31 protein-coding genes are annotated in these 23,788 nt (G+C 57.7%); 12 read left to right on the top strand and 19 right to left on the bottom strand.

Annotated features, from left to right (window positions below; translation table 11 throughout):
- Positions 1 to 5 precede the first annotated feature (5 nt).
- The 3 genes from BS300_RS19125 to BS300_RS19115 are packed head-to-tail and all read right to left on the bottom strand — an operon-like array spanning position 6 to position 1,739.
- Positions 6 to 266: a phosphopantetheine-binding protein gene (locus BS300_RS19125; RefSeq protein WP_033114590.1), complete on the bottom strand. Its 261-nt coding sequence runs from the start codon at positions 264 to 266 to the stop codon at positions 6 to 8.
- Positions 247 to 1,041, bottom strand: a complete 795-nt coding sequence (locus BS300_RS19120; protein ID WP_071914658.1) for a lysophospholipid acyltransferase family protein — start codon at positions 1,039 to 1,041, stop codon at positions 247 to 249. Before BS300_RS19120 ends, BS300_RS19125 begins: the two co-directional genes overlap by 20 nt.
- Positions 1,026 to 1,739 (bottom strand): beta-ketoacyl synthase chain length factor, encoded by a 714-nt coding sequence (locus BS300_RS19115; RefSeq protein WP_071914656.1) that lies wholly within the window; start codon positions 1,737 to 1,739, stop codon positions 1,026 to 1,028. The genes BS300_RS19120 and BS300_RS19115 overlap by 16 nt, the downstream gene beginning before the upstream one ends.
- A gap of 252 nt (positions 1,740 to 1,991) precedes the next feature.
- Between BS300_RS19115 and BS300_RS19110 the strand changes: the two genes are divergently transcribed.
- From BS300_RS19110 to BS300_RS19100, 3 genes are read left to right on the top strand one after another with little or no spacing between them, the layout of a single operon-like run.
- Positions 1,992 to 2,387 carry a hypothetical protein gene (locus tag BS300_RS19110; RefSeq protein ID WP_041210563.1) on the top strand — a complete coding sequence of 132 codons (396 nt, stop codon included), beginning with the start codon at positions 1,992 to 1,994 and terminating at the stop codon, positions 2,385 to 2,387.
- Positions 2,388 to 2,399: 12 nt separating this feature from the next.
- On the top strand, positions 2,400 to 3,461 hold the full coding sequence (locus tag BS300_RS19105) for a methyltransferase (protein WP_043850317.1): 1,062 nt from the start codon (positions 2,400 to 2,402) through the stop codon (positions 3,459 to 3,461).
- A gap of 19 nt (positions 3,462 to 3,480) precedes the next feature.
- Positions 3,481 to 3,693, top strand: coding sequence for a hypothetical protein (locus tag BS300_RS19100; protein ID WP_143241854.1), 213 nt, complete (start codon positions 3,481 to 3,483; stop codon positions 3,691 to 3,693).
- A 41-nt stretch (positions 3,694 to 3,734) separates the two neighbouring features.
- On the opposite strand, the gene BS300_RS19095 is transcribed toward BS300_RS19100, so the two are convergent.
- Positions 3,735 to 4,643: a pseudouridine-5'-phosphate glycosidase gene (locus BS300_RS19095; protein ID WP_005335313.1), complete on the bottom strand. Its 909-nt coding sequence runs from the start codon at positions 4,641 to 4,643 to the stop codon at positions 3,735 to 3,737.
- Positions 4,637 to 5,728 carry a PfkB family carbohydrate kinase gene (locus BS300_RS19090; RefSeq protein ID WP_043850319.1) on the bottom strand — a complete coding sequence of 364 codons (1,092 nt, stop codon included), beginning with the start codon at positions 5,726 to 5,728 and terminating at the stop codon, positions 4,637 to 4,639. Before BS300_RS19090 ends, BS300_RS19095 begins: the two co-directional genes overlap by 7 nt.
- Before the next feature lie 204 nt (positions 5,729 to 5,932).
- Here BS300_RS19090 and BS300_RS19085 point away from each other — a divergent pair, with 204 nt between their 5' ends.
- A complete protein-coding gene (locus BS300_RS19085; protein ID WP_071914654.1) occupies positions 5,933 to 6,385 on the top strand; it encodes an RNA methyltransferase in 453 nt (150 codons plus the stop codon).
- Positions 6,386 to 6,402: 17 nt separating this feature from the next.
- Here the strand turns inward: BS300_RS19085 and BS300_RS19080 are convergent, their stop codons facing one another.
- Both BS300_RS19080 and BS300_RS19075 read right to left on the bottom strand, forming a co-directional pair.
- Positions 6,403 to 6,738, bottom strand: a complete 336-nt coding sequence (locus BS300_RS19080; RefSeq protein ID WP_275655001.1) for a FlxA-like family protein — start codon at positions 6,736 to 6,738, stop codon at positions 6,403 to 6,405.
- 115 nt (positions 6,739 to 6,853) lie between these two features.
- Positions 6,854 to 7,594, bottom strand: coding sequence for a hypothetical protein (locus BS300_RS19075; protein WP_071914696.1), 741 nt, complete (start codon positions 7,592 to 7,594; stop codon positions 6,854 to 6,856).
- A gap of 194 nt (positions 7,595 to 7,788) precedes the next feature.
- On the opposite strand from BS300_RS19075, the gene BS300_RS19070 reads away from it, so the two are divergent.
- Positions 7,789 to 8,220 carry a universal stress protein gene (locus BS300_RS19070; protein ID WP_033114597.1) on the top strand — a complete coding sequence of 144 codons (432 nt, stop codon included), beginning with the start codon at positions 7,789 to 7,791 and terminating at the stop codon, positions 8,218 to 8,220.
- Between the two features lie 67 nt (positions 8,221 to 8,287).
- Here the strand turns inward: BS300_RS19070 and BS300_RS19065 are convergent, their stop codons facing one another.
- The 4 genes from BS300_RS19065 to crp all read right to left on the bottom strand — a co-directional run bounded on the left by BS300_RS19065 (position 8,288) and on the right by crp (position 12,087).
- Entirely contained in the window at positions 8,288 to 8,923 is a 636-nt protein-coding gene (locus BS300_RS19065) for a murein L,D-transpeptidase catalytic domain family protein (protein WP_033114598.1), read from the bottom strand.
- A gap of 176 nt (positions 8,924 to 9,099) precedes the next feature.
- Positions 9,100 to 10,212: a porin gene (locus BS300_RS19060; protein WP_041210524.1), complete on the bottom strand. Its 1,113-nt coding sequence runs from the start codon at positions 10,210 to 10,212 to the stop codon at positions 9,100 to 9,102.
- 327 nt (positions 10,213 to 10,539) lie between these two features.
- On the bottom strand, positions 10,540 to 11,340 hold the full coding sequence (locus BS300_RS19055) for a putative RNA methyltransferase (protein WP_071914650.1): 801 nt from the start codon (positions 11,338 to 11,340) through the stop codon (positions 10,540 to 10,542).
- 108 nt (positions 11,341 to 11,448) lie between these two features.
- Positions 11,449 to 12,087 (bottom strand): cAMP-activated global transcriptional regulator CRP, encoded by a 639-nt coding sequence (gene crp / locus BS300_RS19050; RefSeq protein WP_005335304.1) that lies wholly within the window; start codon positions 12,085 to 12,087, stop codon positions 11,449 to 11,451.
- Positions 12,088 to 12,420: 333 nt separating this feature from the next.
- Between crp and BS300_RS19045 the strand changes: the two genes are divergently transcribed.
- Positions 12,421 to 12,825 (top strand): OsmC family protein, encoded by a 405-nt coding sequence (locus BS300_RS19045; protein WP_033114601.1) that lies wholly within the window; start codon positions 12,421 to 12,423, stop codon positions 12,823 to 12,825.
- Between the two features lie 49 nt (positions 12,826 to 12,874).
- A complete protein-coding gene (locus BS300_RS19040; RefSeq protein ID WP_033114602.1) occupies positions 12,875 to 13,171 on the top strand; it encodes an MliC family protein in 297 nt (98 codons plus the stop codon).
- 88 nt (positions 13,172 to 13,259) lie between these two features.
- On the opposite strand, the gene BS300_RS19035 is transcribed toward BS300_RS19040, so the two are convergent.
- From BS300_RS19035 to BS300_RS19025, 3 genes are read right to left on the bottom strand one after another with little or no spacing between them, the layout of a single operon-like run.
- Positions 13,260 to 13,793, bottom strand: a complete 534-nt coding sequence (locus BS300_RS19035; RefSeq protein WP_071914647.1) for a DUF4136 domain-containing protein — start codon at positions 13,791 to 13,793, stop codon at positions 13,260 to 13,262.
- Positions 13,794 to 13,809: 16 nt separating this feature from the next.
- Entirely contained in the window at positions 13,810 to 14,679 is an 870-nt protein-coding gene (locus BS300_RS19030; RefSeq protein ID WP_041210528.1) for a phosphoribulokinase, read from the bottom strand.
- Positions 14,680 to 14,731: 52 nt separating this feature from the next.
- Entirely contained in the window at positions 14,732 to 14,956 is a 225-nt protein-coding gene (locus BS300_RS19025) for a YheU family protein (RefSeq protein WP_041210529.1), read from the bottom strand.
- Positions 14,957 to 15,053: 97 nt separating this feature from the next.
- On the opposite strand from BS300_RS19025, the gene BS300_RS19020 reads away from it, so the two are divergent.
- Complete coding sequence (locus tag BS300_RS19020; protein WP_071914645.1) at positions 15,054 to 16,205, top strand: GGDEF domain-containing protein; 1,152 nt, start codon at positions 15,054 to 15,056, stop codon at positions 16,203 to 16,205.
- Here BS300_RS19020 and BS300_RS19015 read toward each other — a convergent pair.
- From BS300_RS19015 to BS300_RS19005, 3 genes are all read right to left on the bottom strand, one after another.
- Positions 16,184 to 17,170: a hydrolase gene (locus BS300_RS19015; protein ID WP_071914643.1), complete on the bottom strand. Its 987-nt coding sequence runs from the start codon at positions 17,168 to 17,170 to the stop codon at positions 16,184 to 16,186. The two genes, BS300_RS19020 and BS300_RS19015, sit on opposite strands and share 22 nt — an antisense overlap.
- A 67-nt stretch (positions 17,171 to 17,237) precedes the next feature.
- Positions 17,238 to 18,137, bottom strand: coding sequence for a chemotaxis protein (locus BS300_RS19010; RefSeq protein WP_041210532.1), 900 nt, complete (start codon positions 18,135 to 18,137; stop codon positions 17,238 to 17,240).
- Between the two features lie 158 nt (positions 18,138 to 18,295).
- Positions 18,296 to 18,946, bottom strand: a complete 651-nt coding sequence (locus BS300_RS19005; RefSeq protein ID WP_071914641.1) for a hypothetical protein — start codon at positions 18,944 to 18,946, stop codon at positions 18,296 to 18,298.
- A gap of 39 nt (positions 18,947 to 18,985) precedes the next feature.
- On the opposite strand from BS300_RS19005, the gene BS300_RS19000 reads away from it, so the two are divergent.
- Positions 18,986 to 19,189: a YheV family putative zinc ribbon protein gene (locus BS300_RS19000; RefSeq protein ID WP_033114610.1), complete on the top strand. Its 204-nt coding sequence runs from the start codon at positions 18,986 to 18,988 to the stop codon at positions 19,187 to 19,189.
- 143 nt (positions 19,190 to 19,332) lie between these two features.
- Positions 19,333 to 20,004 (top strand): peptidylprolyl isomerase, encoded by a 672-nt coding sequence (gene slyD / locus BS300_RS18995; protein ID WP_019446474.1) that lies wholly within the window; start codon positions 19,333 to 19,335, stop codon positions 20,002 to 20,004.
- A gap of 82 nt (positions 20,005 to 20,086) precedes the next feature.
- On the opposite strand, the gene BS300_RS18990 is transcribed toward slyD, so the two are convergent.
- Positions 20,087 to 20,302: a SlyX family protein gene (locus BS300_RS18990; RefSeq protein WP_071914639.1), complete on the bottom strand. Its 216-nt coding sequence runs from the start codon at positions 20,300 to 20,302 to the stop codon at positions 20,087 to 20,089.
- Positions 20,303 to 20,316: 14 nt separating this feature from the next.
- Entirely contained in the window at positions 20,317 to 21,285 is a 969-nt protein-coding gene (locus BS300_RS18985; RefSeq protein ID WP_042030822.1) for a vegetatible incompatibility protein HET-E-1, read from the bottom strand.
- A 118-nt stretch (positions 21,286 to 21,403) separates the two neighbouring features.
- Between BS300_RS18985 and fkpA the strand changes: the two genes are divergently transcribed.
- Positions 21,404 to 22,198 carry an FKBP-type peptidyl-prolyl cis-trans isomerase gene (fkpA, locus tag BS300_RS18980; RefSeq protein WP_033114614.1) on the top strand — a complete coding sequence of 265 codons (795 nt, stop codon included), beginning with the start codon at positions 21,404 to 21,406 and terminating at the stop codon, positions 22,196 to 22,198.
- Between the two features lie 150 nt (positions 22,199 to 22,348).
- Complete coding sequence (locus tag BS300_RS18975; protein WP_071914637.1) at positions 22,349 to 23,755, top strand: sigma-54 dependent transcriptional regulator; 1,407 nt, start codon at positions 22,349 to 22,351, stop codon at positions 23,753 to 23,755.
- The last annotated feature ends 33 nt before the right edge of the window (positions 23,756 to 23,788 follow it).

Genomic DNA, 23,788 nt, shown 5'->3' with positions numbered 1-23,788 from the left:
GGCGATTATCCCCGCTGCTGGTTGACGAGAGCAGCCAGGGCTGCAACAGAGGCAAAGTGACGACGGGTATTCTCGTCATCAGCCGAGAGCACGATGCCGTAGCGTCCCTTGATCGCCAGTCCCAGCTCCAGCGCATCGATGGAGTCGAGGCCGAGACCGTCATTGAAGAGCGGGGCGTCGGTGTCGATATCGGCAGTCGTCATGCCTTCGAGGTTGAGGCTGTCGATGATCAGTTGTTTGATTTCTTCAGTTAGTGTTTGTTGCATCTTGAGTCCATACAGAGGCGGATTGGGCCGGGCTCAATACCCGTTTGAAATAGTGAGTGAGATGCCGCGCGGCCAGCGAAGGTGCCTCTTCGTGCGGCATCAGATCCCGAGCCTGACACTGGGGCAGAAACTCTACCGTAAAGAGTGGCTTGTGCGCGGGCACATGGAACCATTTGTGCTGTTTGGTCAGAAACGGGGCCGAGCAGTGAATGCGAACCGGTTGTAGCCTGGCCTGACAACGGACGGCCAGATGGGCTGCGCCGCGTTGCAGTTGCAGCGGCTCGCCAGGGGTCGTGCGGGTGCCTTCCGGAAAGACCAACAGTACCGCACCTTGTTGCAGGCGTTCACAACATACCGGTAATAATGTTTCGGCCGCGGCATTGGGAATATAACCGGCGGCCCGCACGATGCCGGCGACAAACGGATTATGCCAGAGCGCCTCTTTGACAATACAGTCGCACTCCGGCATGTAAGCTGCCAGCAATACATAATCGAGCAGGCTGGGGTGGTTGGCCAATACCAATACGCCGCTCAATTGCTGGGGCATATTGTCAAAGCGATAATCCAGTACCCTTAATTGCCTGAGCACATTGAGGAAAAAACGAAAACTTATTCTGATGGTGCTTTGGGCAAGGTGGCGACGCGTTTCCCCGCGTACAAATAACCAGAGCAGTGGAAACCAGACCAGCGTCAGCAGCAGGCAGCCAATGCCGAACAGGGTAAATCCCAGCATGGTACCAATCAGGCGCCAGAGCCGGTTCAATTGCGCTGCCATAGCCACTCCCTGCGCCCGTCGGTGATGCTAAATTGTGGCATGCCGTCCAGCAAGGCGCGCCAGCACGCGAGTGCATCGCCCTTGCCGGTTGCGCCAGTGTCCGTCGCCAGCGCACTCCCCTGCCACTCATCGCCCCGGCTCAGCAACAGCGCCACCGCATGGGGTGGCGGTTCATCACCGAGCCAGGGTTGGCTAAATGCCGGCAGCGTCCCCTCAAAGGCCACCACCAGTACCCGTTCCATACCGTCGGCGAGCATGCCGATGGCTTCCTGCAGGGCCGCGGCAAAGGTACCGCTCCCCGCGGCCAGCGAGCTCATGGGGATGGGCTGCTTGCCCTGAATGGAGGTCAACCCGGCTGCGGTGTTGTGCACTGACTGGGAGAAATCGGTGGGGGAGAGGCTGCGCGCCTGTGCCAGTGCCGTCAGCAGGCCAATGGAGCGATCCAGCTCCCCGTGGCGGCTGGCAAACACGGCCCCCTCCATGGCATGGCGCGACATCATATCGAGGGCCACTTCTACCGCAAGGCGGCTACCCTGGCTCATGCGGCGTGCCACCATCATGGGGATGTGAGGCGTTGCCAGAGGCGATTGCGTTGGCCAGATCCCCTCTTTCGCCCAGCCTTGCCACTGCTCCCGGGTGGTGAGCCCCGGCGCCAGCGCGCAACTTTCAACGATGGAAAAAGAGGAATTCTTGTACACGAAACGACCTTGACAGGATGATGCTAACAGGGAGACTCGACCACGGGCTCCACCAGTGGTTCAGCTCCAGTTAAGGATTTGAATAGGACGTGCATATTACCACCATTTCAAATCAAGAACAGGGGCAAGCAGTGACGCAAGTTACAAGTATGAAGAAAGTATTCACCCTCACCTTTATTTATTGAAAGGACACACATTTTATTGTCTCATTGGGTCGGCTTTGACAGGTTCCAATTACAAAGGGTTACAAAAATGAAAATGCTCAAAATTATTATCAGCGCATTAACACTGCTGTGGGTTGCCGGTTGCTCCACTTCCCAGCCGGTCATGAATATGACCAATAGTCTGGTTCCGGCCAATCTGAGTGAAAAGGATGTTTCTCGCGCCATTATTAATGCCGGTGTTAGTAAAAAGTGGGTAATGCGTGAAGAGCAGCCAGGGATAATTACTGGCCATATCCAGGTTCGCCAACATCAGGCCAATATCAGCATTCCTTATAACACCGTTAATTACTCTATTAATTATGTGAGCAGCGTCAATTTGGATGACAAGGGTAAAGGAAAAATCCACCGCAATTACAACCGCTGGATTGCCGGGCTGAACGAAGCAATTCAAATCGAATTGAATCGCGCCAGCAGCAACAAGTAAGGTCGGTGTCTCTTGAATCACTATCAGGCGGATCGTCATAACGCACTGGATGCCATCAGTCAGGCCCAGCGGATCGCTTTTGCTCCCATGCTGTTTCAGGCAGCCTGGAGCTTGCGTGAGTTCGGCATTCTGGCGTTTCTTGCCAAAGAGCGGCAAGGGGCTACCGCTGCGCAGATAGCCGAGGCGACCGGCTTGACCGAGTATGCAGTCAGCGTACTGCTCGACATGGGGCTGGGGGGCGGTATCTGCCACCTCAACGGGGAGTGCTACCTGTTGGACAAGGTGGGTCACTATCTGTTGAGCGACCCCATGACCCGGGTCAACATGGATTTTGTCCAGCATGTCTGTTACAAGCCCCTTGCCCACCTGCAGCAGGCCATCGAAAGCGGTACGCCTGCCGGGCTCAAGGAGTTTGGCGACTGGTCAAATCTCTATGCCCATCTCAAGGATCTGCCTGAGCCTGCGCGCAGCAGCTGGTTTCGTTTCGATCACTTCTATTCGGACTGGGCGTTCAAGCAGGCGCAGGATCTGGTACTCGGCTACGAGCCGCGCCACCTCTACGATCTGGGGGGCAATACCGGCAAGTGGGCCATCTCGTGTGCCCGGCGCAGTCCCGAACTGCAGGTGACCATTCTCGATCTGCCCGAGCAGATTGCCATGGCCAGCGAGCAGATCCGGGCCGCGGGGCTTGCCGAGCGGGTGCAGGGGTATCCGGTCAATCTGCTCTCGGAGCAAACGCTGCCCGGTGAGGCGGACATCTGGTGGATGAGCCAGTTTCTCGACTGCTTCAGCCATGACGAGATTGTGGCCATGCTGCGGCGGATCAGAAGCAGCATGAAGGAGGGGGCCAGGTTGTGCATTCTGGAGCTGTTCTGGGATCGGCAGCCGTTTGAGGCGGCGAGTTTCAGCCTCAACGCCACCTCTCTTTACTTTACCTGTCTGGCCAATGGCAACAGTCGCTTCTACCACTCCAAGGAGTTGTACCAGTGTCTGCGCGAGGCCGAGTTCCATGTCGAGGAGGATCACGACATTCCGGGGCCAGGCCATACCCTGCTGGTTGCCAAGCCACTGTGAGCACGCCGGGAGACGCGACATGAGCATAGTACAGATGAAATGCGTTCTGCTGATTGCGGGTGTGCTGCTGACGGGGTGTGCCGAGATGAAGGGGGTTGGTCGAACGATTGGCCATACCTCTCGTGATGTCACCCGGGAGATTGGTCATACGACCCGTGATGTGACCAAGGAGATAGGTCACGGTACGCGCGATACCGTCAAGGGCATCGGCAACGAGATTAAAAACATGTGATAGCAGGAGGGCCAACAGGCCCTCCTTTCATTTGCGCTTGATTACAGTGCGGCGGCGATGCGGGCACCGAGCGCCGCGTTGTTCAGTACCAGCTGGATGTTGGCCGCCAGCGAGTTGCCGCCAGTCAGCTCGCAGACACGTGCCAGCAGGAAGGGGGTTGACGCCTTGCCCTTGATCCCCTGCTCGTCCGCTTCATGGAGCGCCCGGGCAATGGCTGCGTCGATGTCGGCTTTCGGCATGGCGTGTGCGGTCGGGATGGGATTGGCCACCACGGCGCCGCCCGCCAGTCCCAGCTCCCACTTGAGGCGCAACGCCTCGGCGATGGCAGCCGGACTCTCCAGCCGATAATCAACCTTGAAGCCGCTCTCGCGGGTGTAGAAGGCGGGCAACTCTTCGGTTTGATAGCCGATCACCGGCACCCCTTGTGTTTCCAGATACTCCAGTGTCAGCCCGATATCGAGGATCGACTTGGCGCCGGCACAGACTACGGCCACCGGCGTTTGCGCCAGCTCCTGCAGATCGGCCGAGATATCGAAGGTCTCCTGCGCGCCGCGATGTACCCCACCAATGCCACCGGTGGCAAAGACCCGGATCCCCGCCATGGCAGCGATGATCATGGTGGAGGCGACCGTGGTGGCTCCCATTCCCTTGCGCGCCAGTACGAACGGAATGTCGCGGCGGCTGCACTTGGTCACGCTGTGGCCAGCCCGGCCCAGCGCTTCCAGCGCACCGGCATCCAGACCTACCTTGAGGCGGCCGTCGAGGATGGCGATGGTGGCCGGGATGGCACCGTTGTCGCGCACCACCTGTTCAACCTGACGGGCCGTCTCCACATTCTGCGGATAGGGCATGCCGTGGGAGATGATGGTGGATTCGAGGGCGACCACCGGTTTGCCGGCGGCCAGTGCGGCAGCAACTTCCGGTTGGATATCGAGGTAAGCGTTCAGCATGAGTACTCCTCCAGTATGCGGTCAACGGCGGTCTTGCTCAGACCGGAAAAAACGGTATCGGAACAATTGACGGTGAGGGCGGCGCAGCCCAGGGCAAAGCGGGTGGTCTGGGCAATGTCGAGCTCTTGCAGCCAGGCGTGGGCGAGGCCAGCCATAAAGGCATCCCCGCCGCCGGTGACGTTGAGTACCGGACTACCCAGCACCGGCAGGTGGCCCTGCTGCTCGCCATCGCTGTAGAAGATTCCCTGTTCACCCAGACTGAGGAATAGTCGCTTGACCCCGGCGCGGTGGAACCAGGCGGCCACCATGGGCCAGGTTTCGGGCCCGGCGATGGTCATGCCGCACAGCTGCTCGGCTTCGCTGCGATTGGGTTTGAGGGTGTGGATCTTGCCGAGCCAGGGGCGGATCTTCTCCACCTTGGCCACCGAAACAGTATCGACAAAGATGGCGTGCTCACCTTGCCGCTCGAACAGCCAGTCGAGGGTGTGGATGGCCAGATTGGTGTCGAGCACCCAGAGCCGGGCACCGCCGAGAAAGCCACCGAGTGGGGTCAGGCGGGCAGGAGTGAGCTGCTCGATAATGGCCATGTCATTGATGGCACAGCTCATTTCGCCGCTACCATCATGCAGGCTGAGATAACAGGAGGTGGTGTGGCCATCGAGCACCAGAGTCTGGCGCACATCGACGCCGGCCCGCTGGCTCACTTCCAATAGATGGTGACCATACTGGTCGTTGCCGACTGCGGTCAGCAGTCGGGTATCGCTGCCGAGCCGTGCCAGATTCTCTGCGATATTGCGGCCAACACCACCGGCCGAGGTGCGCACCTTGCCCGGATTGGAGTCGCCGAGCAGCAGGTTGTCGTGGCTGGTGCCGCAAATATCCATATTGGCACCGCCGATCACCACCACGTAGGGGCCTTCTCGCAGTACATAACCTCTGCCTTGCACATACCCCTGCCGGATCAGGCTGGAGATGTGGCTGGCCAGCGCAGAGCGGCTGATACCGAGGCGATCGGCCAGCTCCTGCTGGGCAATCATGGGATCCTGACGCAGCAGGGCGAGGATCTCTTGTTCACGCTCAGTCATAGACAAACATCCATTTGCAAACGTTTGTTCATTATTGCTGAGAAACGTTTGCCGGCTATCGACTTGTACAAAATTTGTCGGCTTGCGCACAAAAAATCGACATTCAAAGCTGGGTTGGCAAGCGGTTTATCTTGGGAGGGGACTTTTAACGGGTCGGTGGCCCTGCAACGGCTTATAATGGCCGCCGCAAGATGAGGAGAGATGATGGAAAAGAGAGCATTCTGCTGCATAGGGCTGGTCAATCCCAAATCCCCGGAAAATGTCGGTGCCGTGATGCGAGCTGCGGGTTGCTACGGGGTGGATGAGGTCTACTACACCGGCAACCGCTTCGAACTGGCGCGCCGCTTTGCCACCGATACCAAGCAGATGGTGGAGAAGATCCCGTTGCTCGGGGTTGATGACCTGCTGCAATTCATGCCGGAAGGGAGTGTTCCCGTGGTGGTCGATCTGATCGATGGCGCTACACCGCTCCCCGACTATATCCATCCGGAGCGCGCTTTTTATATCTTCGGACCGGAGGATGGCACGCTCGATCCTGCCCTCTACGGGGCGGTGAAAGATGTGGTTTATGTACCGACCCAAGGCTGCATGAATCTGGCCGCATCGGTCAACGTGATCCTCTATGACCGACTGGCCAAGGGGTATGGCAAGCCCTGAGACTGGGCTGTAGCTGGCTAAACCTTGATGGTAAAGGTGCTGTTCAGTGGCAGAGTGGTGCGATCGGTTGCCGCAGGTGTCCCTTGCTCTTGGGGGGCAGGCTCGTCTCCTTTGGCTTTATCAGCCTGCAGGCGAGCAATTTCAACCATGATCATTGCCAGTTGTTGCTGCAGAACCTTTATCTGGTCTTGCCGCAATTTGGCGGACTCTTTGTCATTCGGGGCATTTTCATCAGGCTTGAGAAGCGAATTGATCTGTTTTTGAATCTTGGCGGCCTTTGCTTGCAGCTGTGCGATTTTTCCTTGAGGTTCACCTGATTTATCGCTGCCAGCAGCCGGATCTGCACGGCCTATGGAGGCATGTATATCTGCATGTTTTTACTCTTTTTTATAGATAAGCACCTCCCTCTATCGGCCAACATGCTGAAGACTTGACCATGACGTTTATATAGTTATATCTGTCATTACCTTATTTCCCTGCCTTCGCTTCCTGCTCCTTGATAAAGCCCTGGTAATAGTCGTAAAGCTGATGGCGCCGATAGATATTGGCCAGCTTGCCGCTGCGGATCAGATTGACCATCTCCCTATCCCAAAGCTGCTGCAGTGCTTCCCCTCGCTCGCTGTCGCTAAAAACAGGATAGGTGGGGATCCAGCGTAAAAAGATGCGGCTCATGCTGGTGGGGGGCGGATTGGCGACGTGCAGCACACCGACGGTCATGTAATAGCGATAGCGCTCCTTCTCGAGCAGCAGGAGGGCTATCTCGTAGCTGTCCACTTCATGCCAGTTCATGGGTACTGATATGTATTTGTCCAGTGCCCATCCCCGCTGCCATAACACCTGCTGGCCAGCCAGACTCTGCTCCCCCTGCCATTTGGGCTGCCACTGCTTGAGCATGATGACAGAGAGATCGTCAGCTGAATCTGGGTATTCCGGCATACGCACATCGCCCAGTTCATGTTGATAGACCCCCAGTGCCATGTCCCCCTTGTTGCGGGTCACCATGGCGAGGGCCCGCTTGTAGGGAACAATATGGGGGACGATGGTGTAACCATGGGGTTGATAGATGCTGTTGACCAAATCGAGGTAGAACCCTTGTCCATCGGTTTGACAGAAACCGGGCCAGTTGTCGCAATAGACGTGGAGTGATTCTGCGCGGCAGAAGAGAGATGCGCAGAGATAACAGACCAACAGACAACCGATACGCAGTATGGTCACAATCGGCCTCTCGAGGGCAGCTAAAAAGGGGAAGTTAATACCTTATTTTACACCATGCTCTCTCCGGGAGGCGCGGTAACCATCCCTTTGAATGCTCGTTTTGCGACAGGGTCGAGAGTTATTTACAGTCGGGTTGATATGATCTCGTTGAGATTCAATAGCACCCCAATCAGTAGAGGAGACTGCTTATGCCATCGATCAAGACACTGCTTTGTCCCGTCGACTTTTCTCAAATGTCCAAAGCGGTTCTCGACTATGCAGTATTCATGGCGCAAAGCCATGACGCCCGGTTAAAGCTGGTTCACGTCGTCGATCAACTGCATGGTTTTGACAGCTACAAGATCCTGCACATGACTGCTGTCGAGATTACTCACGAGATGGAGCGTCAGGCCAGAACCCAGCTTAAGGAGCTGGTGGCTACCTTGCCGATTCCCGCCACGTTTGACATCCGTTTTGGCCGCGCGGCCGATGAGATTGTCATTCAGGCCAATGATGATGAGGCGGATCTCATCGTGATGGGGAGCCATGGTCGCTCCGGCATCAGCCACCTGCTGGTGGGCAGTGTTGCCGAATCTGTGGTACGTCATGCCCCTTGCCCGGTGCTGGTCGTTCGCCAATAAAACGAGCTGTACGGTTATTTAAAAACAAGTGTTCAAGGAAAGGGTCAGCGATTGCTGGCCCTCTTCTTTATCCGTGAGCGTAGATCACGCTCCCCCCCTTGATGGTATCTATGATGGCTCTGGCCTGCTCCTGGGGAAGGGCAGGGCAACCCCAGCTTCTGCCCAGCTTGTCATATTTGAGCAGATGGCGCGGGCTGGCATAGTCTGCTCCGTGCACCACGATGGCTCGCTTGCGGGCATTGCTGTTCAGACCCGGAGTCAGACCATCCAGCCGCAGCGAGTAGCCATGCTTGCCAAGATAGGTTTCGGCGGTGCGATAGACACCGAGAGAGCTTTTCATCGAGTTGGGTTGGTTGGAGAACTGATGGGCGGCCAGTTCGCCAGAGTTGCGACCGTGGCTGACCCAGGTGTAGTAGAGCAGTTTGTAGCGTTTCATATCGATGACCAGCAGCCGGCGCAGAGTAGATGGTTTGCTGTAATCGATGATGGTCAGAATGGATTTGTTTTTATGGCGCACGCTCTGGTAGCTATTGAGCGCTTTGCGAAAGGTTTGCTGATCGAGTTTGCCGGCGAGGCCGAGCTGACGGTAGAGGCTCTTGTCCCAGCTTGCCTGCGCGGGGGCGGTAAAACCGAGACTTCCCAACAGCAGCGACAGTATCAACCACATCTGCCACCAGATCTTGTTCCAGAACAGTCGTTTCATCCGTGAATGTCCTTCTGTGCACCTTTTTTGTATGCAGATAGCGGCACTTGGCAACTCTCCGCTCGATAGTTATATGCAAGGTGCTGAAAAGGCGCAATAAAAAACCGGCCGCAAGCGGCCGGAAGAAATTCAAACAGTGGACATTGATTTCACAGGTATAACTGACTTCTAAAAACTTAGAAGTTGTACTGCAGGGCTACAGCAACAACGTCATCGGTGTTCTGACCCAGGGAGTTGACGGACTTGCCATCTACGGAATCCAGCAGGTTCAGTTTGTAGTCGATGTAAGCGTTGAAGTTGTCGGTGAAGTTGTACCAGGCACCGATAGATACGTACTCGGTGTAGGTATCATCGATACCGTGAGCGCCATCTTTCACGTCAGTGCGCAGGTAGGCCAGAGAAGGCTTGAACTTGCCGATGGTGTACTGGGCAACGGCTTCGTAACCATCCATCTTCTCGGCGTAGCCGTTCTTGACGAACAGGTGATCTTCACCGTGGGAGTAGGTAGCGGCCAGGTAGAGGTTATCAGCAGCGTACTTGGCACCAAAGCCCATCAGCTTGGCATCTTTCTCGCCACCGAAGGCAGCGTATTTAGCCTGCTCGTCGGTCTTGCCTGCCTGGTTGTATACGGCACCCAGGCTCAGACCCATGTTGAAGTCATAGTTGGCGGAGAAGGCAAAGCCCTCTTTGGAACCGGTGCTATTCCAGTTGGTGCCAGCAACATACGGGTTGTTACCGTTGAAGGATTGGTTGATTTCGCTGCGGCCGGAGTTCTGCGGATCGTTGTTACCGGTGAACTGGGCGCCCAGGGTCAGACCCTGATAGGTGTAGATGTACTGGGCCAGGCCATTGGTACGACCGGTACCGAATACTTCGGTATTTTTACCCAGGCCGTCACCGCCCCACTCGGGCAGTACGTCGGTGTAGTTGTTAACGGCTTTGGTGAACAGGCCATCCTGACGACCGTAGCTGAAGGCACCGAAGCGGTCGTGCTTGATACCGGCGTAGGCATAACGCAGTTCATCGTTGTCAGAACCGGAAGTCGGCAGGTTGTATTCGGCAAAACCGAACGCTTTCATTTCCGGAGCAATTTTGGTTTCGCCTGCAACGTGCAGACGGAAATAGCTCTGGTCACCTTCGGCGCTGTTGTTGTCAGTGCCATAGTAAGCACCTTGAGCGCGGCCGCCGATGTCCAGCTTGGTGTCGTTCTGGTTGTACACAGTAGCAGCATGGGCACCGCTCGCCAGCAGCAGGCTGGAGATGGCCATAGTCAGTGCAGACTTCTTCATATGCTTATTCCTCTGATGTAAACACTTCCGAACCTGTATTCGGTTCTGTTAAATCGGAAATGGTCCGATAGCCACACGGTAGGCGCCCTAACCTTGACTGGCGCTGAATCTATCTGTGTTTAATTGGCGCCATAAGGAGATGAATATGTTGAGCGTGTCAGGTTTGTACAGTTTAAAAGTCTAGTTAATTCAGATTGTTAGTTTTTTAATCTGACTTTGGCTGGGGGGAGGGCAAAGGGGAGAGCAATGATTGAGCGTGTGAACCAAATCACGTTTTGATGTTCAAAGGGGGTCGGCGAGAGCAGGGAGCCTGCTCTCGCACTGTGATCAGAGCGGTTTTTGCCACAGGGTCAGCAGCAGATCCTGTTCCAGTTCGTCTGGGCCCTGATGGGTGAACGCGTGGCGCTGCTCACCCGTGGCCCGCCAGCCGAGGCGGCTGGTTTCCAGAATAAAGCTGCGCAGTCCCTGATCGAGAGTCTGGGAGAATTGAGCGCGTTGCTGCGCAATCTTGGTCAGGCCTGCGAGGGCCGGCCAGCTGAGCGGGTGTTCCATGCTGATCGGGTTGAGGCTGACTCTGAGTTGCCACTGATGGCGGGGGCCCGGCTGCAGATAGAGCAGATAGCCGCCCGGTGCCAGCCAGTTGACCAGCTGCTCTGTTTTGATCTTGAGGTCGTTGACCAGCAGCAAGTCAGCGGAGTTTGGCATAAGCGGGGCTTTGGCTGGATCGGCAATGACGAAACTGCCGTCAGGCTGCGCCTTGGTGGCGGCAAAGATGGCATTCTTGGCGATATCGACGCCGGCAAACTGCCAGCCCGGCAGGCGTTCGGCCAGCGCGCGGCAGTAGTAGCCCTCGCCACAGCCCAGATGGATCAGTTCGCGCGGCTCGAGGGGGGTGAGCAGGCTGGCCATTGCTTCGACGAGCGGCATTTGGTGGCCCTGTTCGAGAAAGTGACGCTTGGCGCGCATCAACGCCCGGCTGTCGCTGTCCTTGGGGTTTTTCTTGCCGGGGATGAGATCCAGATAGCCTTCCGGGGCGGGATCAAAGTGGTGCTTGTTGTCGCAGTAGCGACCTTTGGAGGCTTCATGCAGATGAAGCTGGCTGCGGCAACGGGGACAGTGAAGGTGCATAGCGATTCTCTTGGCGAAAGCTGGAACGGGCGTTCGGGATTATAGGGGAGGTGATCAAAAAAGGCTGCCGTAGCAGCCTTTTGGAGCCAGTGGTCCGGGACCAGTGGATCAGCGGGTACCGAATACCACAATGGTTTTACCGTGGGCAGAGATGAGCTCCTGCTCTTCCAGCATTTTGAGGATGCGGCCAACGGTTTCACGGGAGCAGCCGACGATCTGGCCGATCTCCTGACGGGTGATCTTGATCTGCATGCCATCCGGGTGGGTCATGGCATCCGGTTGTTTGGCCAGGTTCAGCAGGGTCTGGGCAATCCGGCCGGTTACATCCAGGAAGGCGAGGTTACCCACTTTCTGGCTGGTGTGCTGCAGGCGCTTGGCCATCTGGCCGGAGAGGCGCATCAGGATATCCGGGTTGACCTGGATCAGCTGACGGAACTTCTTGTAGGAGATCTCGGCAACTTCGCAGGAGCCCTTGGCGCGTACCCAGGCAGAGCGCTCGGGATTTTCGTTCTCTTCGAACATACCCATCTCGCCGAGGAAATCCCCCTGGTTGAGATAGGAGAGGATCATCTCTTTGCCCTCGTCGTCCTTGATCAGCACGGCAACCGTGCCCTTGACGATGTAGTAGAGGGTTTCCGCTTTTTCACCCGCGTGGATCAGGGTGCTCTTGGCGGGGTACTTATGAATGTGGCAGTGCGACAAGAACCATTCCAGGGTGGGATCGCTTTGCGGTTTGCCAATAACCATGAGAATTCCTCTGTAGTGTCTTTTTATGGACTCGAGCGTCCAGGCAAGCAGCCAACTCTTGCCATTCCTTGTATTAGTCGCAGTAGGATAAGAGCCTTTGTCTGTGCTGACAAGGCTTTGCGCCCTTTTGAATAGAGCCCTTTGAGTAATGCCTGCTGCGCCGCTTCAGCCATTCTAGGGAAGATAGGGGGGGGAGATGTTGATTTTGATCTATTAACCTCCCAATCATCTTGCCCCTGTGGTTACCCGGTCGGGTGAAGAGATGCCGAAGCCGTGATGGCTGGGGTATGCTAGGAGCATCATAAGCACAGGCTTAACCAAAGAGGATGCGAGATGAAAGCCAAGGTCAGCTGGGTTGAAGGGATGAAGTTTGTCGGGGAGAGCGAATCAGGGCACAAGGTGATCCTGGATGGCGCCAACCCGGGCGAGGGGGCCAGCCCGCTGGAGATGGTGTTGCTGGCCGTGGGTGGTTGCAGCTCCATCGACGTGGTATCCATTCTGGAGAAGGCGCGTCAGGTCGTGACGGCTTGCCATGTTGAACTCGACGGTGAGCGGGTTGACAGCGTGCCCCGGGTCTTTGAAAAGATTAATCTCCATTTTGTGGTGACCGGCAAGGGGCTGGCAGAAAAGCAGGTCGCCAGAGCGGTCGAGTTGTCGATGGAGAAATATTGTTCTGTTTCCCTGATGTTGGAAAAAGCGGTACAAATTACCCATAGTTATCAAATCCTTGAGGCTTGATAACCGAAGCGTTGTTCCATCGATAACGCCATGACATAAGGAAAGTGCAATGAAAAAAATGATCGCTCTGCTTCCCCTGTTGGGTCTGGCTGCGTGCACCAGCCCGCAACCCACCAAGTATCAGTACAGTCAGTACCAGTGCGGGGAAGAGCTGTTGGCCATTACCTATGATGCTCAGGCTGACATGGTGCAGTTCCCCTATGCCGGGGTCTATCACAAGCTGGGCCGTGTCGAATCGGATAACGGTGCCAAATATTCCGACGGCGTGACCACCTTCTGGAATCAGGACAAACAGGCACTGCTGACTCAGAAAGGGGTGACCCTGCTCACCTGCAAGCTGAAGTAATCCCGGCGCGTGCCAACAAAAAGAGCGGCTTGTCATCTGACAAGCCGCTCTTTTTATTCAAATCATCAGCAAGAAACTGATGAGGACGTCAGTGGGTGGGGACTGGCGCCAGCAGTTTGGCCGCGAGCTGCTGGCTGAGAGCCTGGCGCTGGTTATCGGCAATGGCTGCATCGCTGGCCAGCGAGATGACGCTGCTCCAGACGGCTTTCTGGGTTTTGCGGTCGAGCAACACAATGGCCAGGGTGCCCTTGCGCTGATCCGGTGCAGCCTGCACCCCAGGGGTCATACCCAGGCGGGCAAAAATCTGGCCATCGCTGATATCCTTGTCACCCGCCACACCGATAGCGACCCAGAGATCCGCTTCATCAAGAGGAACGCTCTGCCACCCCTTGCCATTTAGTTCTTTACTGACCGCATTCTGGATGGGTTCGAGCCACCCTTCGGCCTGATCGCCGGCAAACTGATACTGTTCCGCCAGGGCGTAGCGCGGAGTGGCGCCGAAGGTCCAGTCACCGAGCGAGCGAGCCACCATGGTTCCGGGTTCAAACGTTGGTGCTGACGGCCCGCTGCTGCAGCCACCCAGCAGGGCGAACAGCACCACAGAGAGAGAGGCAAAGCGCATCATAAGCTCCTTTGTATCAGGTGATTTTGCCCGTTTCGAGCAGTTGCTGGATCAGCGGCTTGAGGATCAGCTCCATCGCAAAGCCCATTTTGCCACCCGGAACCACGATTGTGTTCATCCGCGACATGAATGAGCCGTCGATCATCGAAAGCAGGTAGGGGAAATCTACCTGTTTGATGCCGCGAAACCGGATCACCAGCATACTCTCGTCCAGGCTCGGGATCACCTTGGCGCTGAAAGGGTTGGAGGTATCCACCGTCGGAACCCGCTGGAAGTTGATGTGGGTGCGGGAAAACTGCGGGGTGATGAAGTTGATGTAGTCATCCATCGAACGAACGATGGAGTCGGTTACCGCCTCACGGGAGTGGCCCCGCTCCGAGGTGTCGCGAATGAGCTTCTGGATCCACTCCAGGTTGACGATGGGCACCACGCCGATGAGAAAGTCCACGTGGCGAGCCACATTGTGATCTTCGGTGACCACACCGCCGTGCAACCCCTCATAGAAGAGCAGATCGGTATCGTTCGGCAGATGCTGCCAGGGGGTGAAGGTGCCGGGCATCTGGTTGAAAGGCACCGCTTCATCAAAGCTGTGCAGATAGCGACGGTACTGGCCGGTGCCATCCTGGCCATAGCCCTGAAAGAAACTCTCCAGTAGCCCGAAATCATTGGCCTCGGGGCCGAAATAGCTGATGTGGCGCCCCTGTTCACGGGCCTTGCGGATCGCCACGTCCATCTCGGGGCGGGTGTAGCGGTGAAAACTGTCGCCCTCGACCACTGCCGCCTGGTAACCAAGCTGATGAAACATGGAGCGAAAGGCGATGGTGGAGGTGGAGGTGCCGGCACCGGATGAACCGGTGACGGCAATAATGGGGTGCTTGGCCGACATAGAATTCTCTCTTCCTTGGAAATTCCGTTATAAAGGCTGGCTTCGGGTTCGGTCAAGCTGACTCGTCAAAGCGATCTTTGGGCACAATATTGACCGACTCGTGCAGCTCGCTGTAGACGATCACCGCCTTGCCTTGCTGTAATTGGCTGCGCACTTCCTCAACCTTGGTACCCAGTGATACATCCTGTTCGCCATACTCGGTTCCTTCCTGCAGTACGAAATGTTCGATCAGGTTGGTCAGGGTGTCGGCATCCAACTCTTGCCAGGGAATTATCATGAAGGGATCTCGATGCAAAAAGATATAACCACCGAGCTATTGTTGTGTTGAATTGCGCGAGTGCAACCAATTTCTACTTTTTTCGCCGGAGTCCGAGATGTTGTCTGAAGAGCAGCGCAGTGCGCCGTTAACCCTGGCGGATCATCTGAATCAGGCGCGCCGGCAGGCCATTGGTCGCGGCATGGTGTGGTTCTGGCTGCTGAACTGGCTGGTGGTGCTGTTTCTGGCGATTCGCTATGAGGTTTACAGTCAGGCAGGCCTTGCCAGTGATCACATGCTGCCATGGAGTTTTCAGAGTGAGTTGGCCCTGGTGATGGTGGCATTGTTGTTGCTGCCTGTTATCAGCCTGTTTTGTGACCATCTGCAGGATCGTACCTGGTTACGGATAGCTGCGCTGGTGATGGTGGTCTGGGGGGGGATCTGGACCCTGTATATCTACACCCTTGGCCAGGTTGAGCTGCGTGGCGGCCTCAGTTATGCCCATGGGATCATGCGGCTCAACCTGCTGGCGGCACTCATCGCGTTTTATCCCGATCGCAAGGTGTTTTACGGCTATCTCTTGGGGCCGCTGACTGCTGGCGTGGGAATCGAGCTTTTTTTAAAGGTCGATTTTCCCCAGATCTATCTGCTTGGCGTGCTGTTCGGCATTATTGCACTGGAGGTGGGACGACGAATGCTCAACCGCTGGTTCGAGCTGGCGATTGTGCGTGAGCACGAGAATCTGGCCCTGTTGCGCCGTCTGGACCGATTGGCCAAACAGGATCCCCTGACCGGCGTTGCCAACCGGCGTCACTTCAATGTTGAGCTGGAGCGGGGGCTCACTCATAGCGGAGAGAGCGGCATGCCTCTCTCGCTCATTCTTATCGACGTGGACTACTTCAAGCGTTTCAACGACCGCTATGGTCATCAGGCCGGGGATATATGTCTCAAGGAGGTGGCAACTGCGCTCACCCATTCGGTTCGTAATCCGTCAGATTTGGTTGCCCGTTATGGCGGTGAGGAGTTTGTCCTGTTGCTGCCGGATGTGGATCAGCAGGGGGCTCGTGAGGTGGCGCGGCGGCTGCAGGAGGGGATGGCCAGCCTGCAGCTGGAGCATCAGGCTTCTGATGTCGCCTCCTGGGTGACGGTGAGTCAGGGGATTGCCACACTGCTGCCCGGTGAAAGTGCAAGCCAGCTGCTGGAGCGGGCTGATCAGGCGCTCTATCGGGCCAAGGAGTCGGGGCGCAATCAGTTCTGTGTCGCGGCCTGACACTGTTCGGCGATCCAGCAGCTGATCCGCTCGTCCAGCCAGAAGCGGGGATGCCACGGAGTGCCGTGCAGGAAGCCGACATGACCGCCACGGCGGCTCAATTCATAGTGCACATGGGGAGAGAGCTGCTCGGGGCGCGGGATGACGGCATCGGACATAAAGGGATCGTCGGCTGAGTGCAGGATCAGGGTAGGGATGGGGATCTGGCCCAGCAGCGGCAACCCCGAGCAGCTCTGGTAGTAGTGGCTGGCGCTGTGAAAACCGTGCAGCGGCGCGGTTACCAGCTCGTCAAAGTCACGCAGAGTGGCTATTTCTTGCACTTGCTTCGGTTGCCAGCGCTCGCTGGCTTTTTGCTGCTGGCGGATCTTGCTGAGCAAATTGCGGCGCATGGTGCGCAGCAGGTAGTTCTGGTAGACCTTGGAAAATCCCTGATTGACCCGCTCGGCACAGCTGGCCAGTTGCAGCGGGGCCGAGACCACCACTGCCGCCTTCACCGCCGCAGGGCAGGCGCGCGCCAGCAGATTGACCAGCATATTGCCCCCCAGAGAAAAGCCGATGGCGATCAATGGCTTGTCCGGAAAACGCCGATTCAGCTCGGCAATGACCTCCTGGGCATCGTCGATGGCGCCGGAGTGATAGGCCTGCAGATGGCGGTTTGGTTCGCCACTGCAGCCACGAAAGTGCATCAGCACAGCCGCCATCCCCTGTTGTTGCAGATGGCCAAACAGCCCCTTGGCGTAGTGGGAGTGGATGCTTCCCTCCAGGCCATGAAATACCACCACCAGCGGCCGCGCATCAGCCGTGATTTCTCCGCTCCATGCGAGATCGACAAAATCCCCGTCAGCCAGTTCGAAGCGCTCGGCCACAAATCGGGCCGGATTCCGGCGCAGCCATTTGGGCAGAATGGTTTGCAGATGGGGATTGCGAGCCCACCAGGGGGCGTGGAAGTGGCTTTCTGTGAGCATGGCGATGATCCGCGACGGCGATAATAAGATGACAAACCGGCGAGCAGGGCTGCCCGCCGGATGGGGATCAGACCAGCAGTTTGTCGTGGTGCTCGGCACCGCGCAGCATGGCCTGGATCAGCTCGTTGGCCTCAAACTTGGTCAGCGCCTCGTGGGCGCCCACCTGATGGGCACGTTCGACGCTGATTTCGCTCGAGAGGGAGGTGTGCAGAATGATGTAGGCGCCGGCCAGCTTGCTGTCGCTTTGCACCTCGAAGGCGAGTTCGTAGCCATCGAGCCCCGGCATCTCGATATCGCTCACCAGAATGTCGATCGGTGTTTTCTGGCTTGCCCGCTCCTGCATCAGGGCCAGCGCGTCCTTGCCGTTGGTGCTCACCTCATAGGGGATATTGATGTAGTCGAGCGCCGCCATCAGCTGACGACGGGCGACGGAGGAGTCATCCACCAGCAGGATCCGCATCGGCTTGATCCGCTCGCGCTGCACATCTGTCAGCACCGGATAGAGGTGGCTCGGGTCATCGGGGTAGACCCGCGACAGGATGAGTTCGACGTCCAGCAGCTGGATCAGCTGATCGTTGACCCGGGTTACCCCGGTCACAAAGACGTTGTGACCCAGCGACGCGGGAGGCGGCTCGATATCGCGCCAGTTGCACTCGGTGATCTTGTCGATACCGCGCACCAGAAAACCGACCAGAGTGCGGCGGCAATCGGTGATGATGATAAAGCAGTGCGGCATCTCCTCCTTGCTGATGGGGCGATAGCCCACCGCCATCGCCATGTCGATCACCGGAATGGTGGAACCGCGCATGTTGGCCGCCCCCAGCACGGTGGGGTGAGAGTGGGGCATGGCCGTCAGCTGGGTATAGGGCACGATCTCCTTCACCTTGAGAGTGCCGATGGCAAAAGATTGCTTGGCAGAGAGATGAAACAGCAACATGCCCTGTGATTGGTTGGCTTTGCTCGTCATGGCAGGTGTCCTGTTGGTCGAAACTGTGGCTGTCATTTCTGGCCTCTAGCATAAAGGATTGCGGGGGCGATGGCCCCTTTGTTAACGGTCATCTGGCAAAAAGCTGGACTCAATCAGCCAAGATTTTAGCTCATTGGCTCCGGACGGCCCTATTCCCCCTAATCTTGTACCACTCCCCAGCGCTGGCAGGCAGCTTGAAGTGTGGCCTCATCGCCATAACCCAGTTTGCTGGCGACCTGAGCGGCTTTGCAGCCCCCCTTGAGCAGTCTGAGTGCCTGCAGCAGTTGCCACTGTTGTTGCAGCTCTTCCCCTGCCAGCGGTGCATCGCCACGTTGCTGCCACTCTGCCAGGGCTTGTGCGTCGCCGCGGGCCAAAGCCTGCCAGCATTGCTGCAGCGCTTCATTATCCTGTGGCTGGATGGTGCACTGCTGCAACTCATCGAGGATCACCTGCAGGCGGTGGCCATAGGCCCCTTGCCACTCTTGCGGCTGTTGCCACAGGGCAAGGGAGTCGAGCAGGGCATCGAGCAGGGGCGTGGCTTGCAGCCAGCCTGCCTGCTGCGGCTGGGTTACGCGCAAAGAGACGTTCAGCTGATCGTAATCACAACCGCTGAGCGGGCTGAAGGCGGCCAGTGCATCGGCACAGAGCCAGAAGCAACTGCCAGCCGGCAGCAGGAGTTCATGCTGACCAAGTCTCAGCAATGCCGCGCCCCGGGTGATCCGCAGCAGTTGTCCGACCGGCGTGCGTTTGCGGTTGCCAGCCTGCAGGCCGTGACAGGAAAAATGGTGATACTCGATGGCGTGATGCATGTAAAAACCCTGATATGATGCTGCCTGGAGGTAACAAATATGGAAACCAGACGTAAAAAACGCTTCATTGCCGGTGCGGTTTGCCCAGCGTGCGGCAAGTTGGACAACATGATGCTGTATATGGAGCATGGAGTCGAGAAGGTGACCTGCGTCGCGTGCGGTGATACCCAGGTGCAGACGCCGGAAGAGGTGGAGCGGGTAACCCGTGAAGCCGAAGAGGTGATCGGCGTATTCCGTCCCTGATAGCCCTGAAGAGAGCAGGGAGTTGTTGCCCAAACTGGTGGCATCGCCGATTTTTTCATCGCCCGCTGACGGGGCATGGCATATGCGCGGCCCGCTTTTTAGGTTATTCTGGGCCCGTTTTTTTCTATCCGCAGGATCCTGACATGAAAGTAGCTCCTCTGAGCGTGGTTACGCTGGAATACACAGTCACCGACGAGCACGGTGAAGTCATCGACAGCACTGTCGGCAAAGAGCCGCTGGTCTATCTGCACGGCACCCGTTATCTGGTTTCCGGCCTCGAAGCCGAGCTGGAAGGTCGTGCGGTAGGTGAAGCCTTCGAAGTGACCCTGACCCCGAGCCAGGCCTACGGCGAATACGACGAGTCTCTGGTGCAGGAAGTGCCGGGCGAGCTGTTCGACGGCATGGAAGTCTCCGAAGGGGATACTTTCGTGGCTGAAACCGACGATGGCCATCGTCCGGTGACTGTAGTTGAAGTGTCCGAAGAGTTCGTCAAGGTAGATGGCAACCATCCGCTGGCTGGCGTGACCCTGGGCTTCAAGGTCGAGATCAAGGACGTGCGCGCTGCCACTGCCGAAGAGCTGGCTCACGGCCACGTTCACGGTGCCGGCGGTTGCGGTCACGACCATGGTCATGACCACGATCACGGCCATGGCGGTTGCTGCGGTGGCCACGGTCACGACCACGACGAAGAGCACGCTCACGGCGGTTGCTGTGGTGGTGCCGGTCACAGCCACGAGCATGACCACGGCGACGACCATGGTCATGGCGGCTGCTGCGGTGGTGGCGGTTGTGGTGGCAAGGGCCATCACCACTGATCACGGCCACGCCGATGATAAAAAACCCGCGATTTATCGCGGGTTTTTTATTGGACAACATTTGCCGGGCAGACGGCGCTCATCAGTAGTGAGGAGGCGGGGTCTCTTCGGCCATGCTGGCGATCTGGCTCGGTTGCACGCTCTTGAGCTTGTCGACCAGCAGCTGGATCTGGTGCTTGAGCCGGTCGAGCTCACGCCCCTGGGTGGTGACCTCGTCGTTGAGCAGCTCTATGGTGTACTCCGCATAGGCGAGACGGGTTTCCAGGGTTTCGATGCGTTCGTTTAAATGCTGACTCATGGGCCTGCGGGTCCTTACTTGATGGTCCAGATTTCGGCCAGGCCACTGGAGCTGGCGCTGACAAGGTGGCTATTGTCGCGCAAAGCCACGCCATAGACCACTGCACTGGGCGGTTTTACCTTGGGATGGGGCGAAACCAGCCAGCTCTGCAACAGGGCGCCATCGCTCACCTGCCATAGCGAGAGCTGACGGGAGGGGGCGCCGGTGATGAGCCATTTGCCGTCATTGGCGAAGCGGGCGCTGGTGTAGACCTCGAACCTGTGTCCGAATTGCAGCTGGCTCACCTCTTTGCCGGTTTTCAGATCCCAGATGCTGCCCCTGCTGCTGTCGGCGGTGAAGGCGTAGCGACCGCTTGGCTCCAGCCGTGCCATTACCACCCGGCCGCCATGGTTGAAGCGCCAGACCACCTGACCGCTGCGGGTATCCCACAGATAGGCGCTGTAGTCGTTGCCGCCGGTCAGGGCGTAGCGGCCGTTGGCGGAGAGATCCACCGTATTGATCTGCTCGGTGTGACCGAGAAACTGCAAGCGCCGTCCGGTCTGGGTGTCGACCCACTCCGCTTTGCCATCTTCACGTCCGATCAGCACATTGCGTCCATCTGCCGAGAGGGCAATGTCCCTCAGCCTGGATTCAGGAAGCGAGTAGTAGCCTTGCGCTTGGCCGTTCTGGAGCTGCCAGATGGCAAAGGTGGTGGCTGTGGCGGTCACGGCGTGACTATCCCCTTGCGCAAAACGGACGATGGAGACCAGATCATCGGGTGAGTCGGATTGTTTCCAGCGCCAGCGCTGGCGGTTCTGCTCCAGATCCCAGACCACGACCCCCTGGCCGAGGCTGGAGACGATGGCCTGCTTGCCGTCACTGGCCAGATCGGCGGCCAGCAGACCCGAGCTGGCGAGGGAAAGTTGCCGGTCTGGTCGGGCACTCTGCTCGCAGCCGGTGAGCATGAGGCAGAGCCCTAGCAGATAAATGGCACTTTTTATCATTTTTGATGTCTCACGCTTTTGTTACCTGCAATCACGGCGTTAGTATAAGGCGCTTATCACGATAAACCTCTCATTTCACGATGGAACCGAGAGCGGTATTTGGAGTTTGGAGAAACTGATGAACAAATTTCTGAAGGTGTCCCTGTTGGCTGCGGCGGTTGCCGTAGGTCTGACTGCTTGCCAAAAAGACGAGAAGCCGGCTGCCAATAGCGCCGAGGTGAAGGCAGAGGCCAGCAAACCGGCAGCGTCTACCAAGGCGCAGAGCTTTGAAGAGCAATCCGGTTACGCCATCGGCCTCTCCATGGGTCGCTACATTGCCAACACCCTGGAGCGCCAGCAGGAGCTGGGTATCAAGCTGGACAACGCCGTCATCCTGAAAGGGGTCACCGATGGTCTGGGCAAAGAAGCCAAGATGACCGACGAAGAGATCCAGAAAGTACTGCAGCAGTACGACGCCAAGATCAACGAGCTGACCAAGGCCAAAGCCGAGAAAGATGCCGTTGAGAATCTGAAGAAAGGTGAAGAGTTCCTGGCTGCCAACGCCAAGAAAGAGGGCGTGAAGAGCACCGAATCCGGCCTGCAGTATCAGGTCGAGAAGATGGGCACTGGCGCCAAGCCGAAAGCGACCGACATCGTCAAGGTTCACTACACCGGTACTCTGACCGATGGCACCAAGTTCGACAGCTCCGTTGACCGTGGCGAGCCGGCAACCTTCCCGCTCAACCAGGTTATCCCGGGCTGGACCGAAGGCGTGCAGCTGATGCCGGTTGGCTCCAAGTTCAAGTTCTTCCTGCCGTCCAAGCTGGCCTACGGCGAGCACGGTGCTGGCTCCATCCCGGCTAACGCCGTGCTGGTGTTTGACGTCGAACTGCTGGCTATCGAGAAGCCGGCTGCAGAAGACGCCAAGAAGTAATTTCTTTGTATCGATGAAAACGGCTCCTTAAGGAGCCGTTTTTACTTGTGCATCCTCTCGTTTCGCGGGATAAACTGAGAGCATTGCGCATGGGATATCAGCGGTAGCGCTAAAAATAAAGAACAAAATCAATTAACAAGGATCAATCCTGTGGCTGAGAACGCACCCCGTGTCCTGTTGGTGGAAGATACCCGGAGTCTGGCTGTAGTTTATGAGCAGTACCTGCGCCAGGATGGCTATGAGGTGGTGCTGGCCGATTGCGGACAGCAGGCGCTGGAGGTATTGCTGACGAGCCCCCCTCCGGTGGTGCTGCTTGACCTTGAGTTGCCCGACATGTCGGGCATGGAGATCCTGCAACAGATCACCGAACAGCAGCTCCCCTGCGCCGTGGTGGTGATCACCGCCCACGGCTCGGTGGATGTGGCGGTGGAGGCGATGCGTCTCGGTGCCTTCGATTTTCTGACCAAGCCGTTTGACAGTAAGCGGCTCTGCGCCACAGCCCGCAATGCCTTGAAACACCAGCAGTTGAGCTCGCTGGTTGCCCACTATCGCGAGAACTTCGAGCGGCAATCCTTCTTCGGTTTTATCGGTGCCTCCATGGCGATGCAGGCGGTTTATCGCATCATCGAGAGCGCGGCGCCGAGCAAGGCGACCGTCTTTATCACCGGCGAGAGCGGTACCGGCAAGGAGGTGTGTGCCGAGGCGATCCACCAGTGCAGCCCGCGCCGCGAGCAGCCCTTTATCGCCCTCAACTGCGCCGCCATTCCCCACGATCTGATGGAGAGCGAGATCTTCGGCCATGTGAAGGGCTCCTTCACCGGAGCCCAGGGCGATCGCAAAGGGGCAGCCAGTCTGGCGGATGGTGGCACCCTGTTTCTCGACGAGATCTGCGAGATGGATCTCGACCTGCAGAGCAAGCTGCTGCGTTTTATTCAGACCGGTACCCTGCAGCGGGTCGGCAGCGGCAAACTGGAGACCGTGGATGTGCGTTTTATCTGCGCCACCAACCGAGATCCACTGCTGGAAGTGAAGGCGGGCCGTTTTCGCGAGGATCTCTACTACCGGCTCCACGTCATCCCCCTCTATCTGCCGCCGCTCAGGGAGCGGGGCGAAGATATTCTGCTGCTGGCCCGCAGCCTGCTGCAGAATTATGCGAAAGAGGAGAACAGGCGCTTTCGCGACTTCGATGCCGCCGCGGCGCGGGTGCTGCTCGACTACCCTTGGCCCGGCAACGTGCGCGAACTGCAAAACGTGGTGCGCAATATCGTCGTGCTCAATGACAAGGAGCTGGTCAGCCCGGATATCCTGCCGCCGCCCCTCAACGGCGTGCGGGCTCTGGCTGTTGCAACGACAGCTGCCCAGCAACCCGCAGCGACAGCCACCACTCCCGCAGTTGGCGGGCCGATCAGGCCGCTCTGGCTGGTGGAAAAAGAGGTGATAGAGCAGGCCATTGCCAGCTGTGACGGCAATATTCCCAAGGCGGCGGCGCTGCTGGAGATCAGCCCCTCCACCATCTATCGCAAGAAGCAGGGGTGGGAAGAGGCCAATCTGGCCTGAACCAGCTTGCCAAAAGAGAAGGGCGGCCAGAGA

Source organism: Aeromonas sp. SCS5 (genome assembly GCF_001887375.1).
Classification (GTDB): Bacteria; Pseudomonadota; Gammaproteobacteria; order Enterobacterales; family Aeromonadaceae; genus Aeromonas; species Aeromonas jandaei.
Note: the sequence above shows the minus strand (reverse complement) of the source record. Positions and strands in the feature narration are given on the sequence as shown.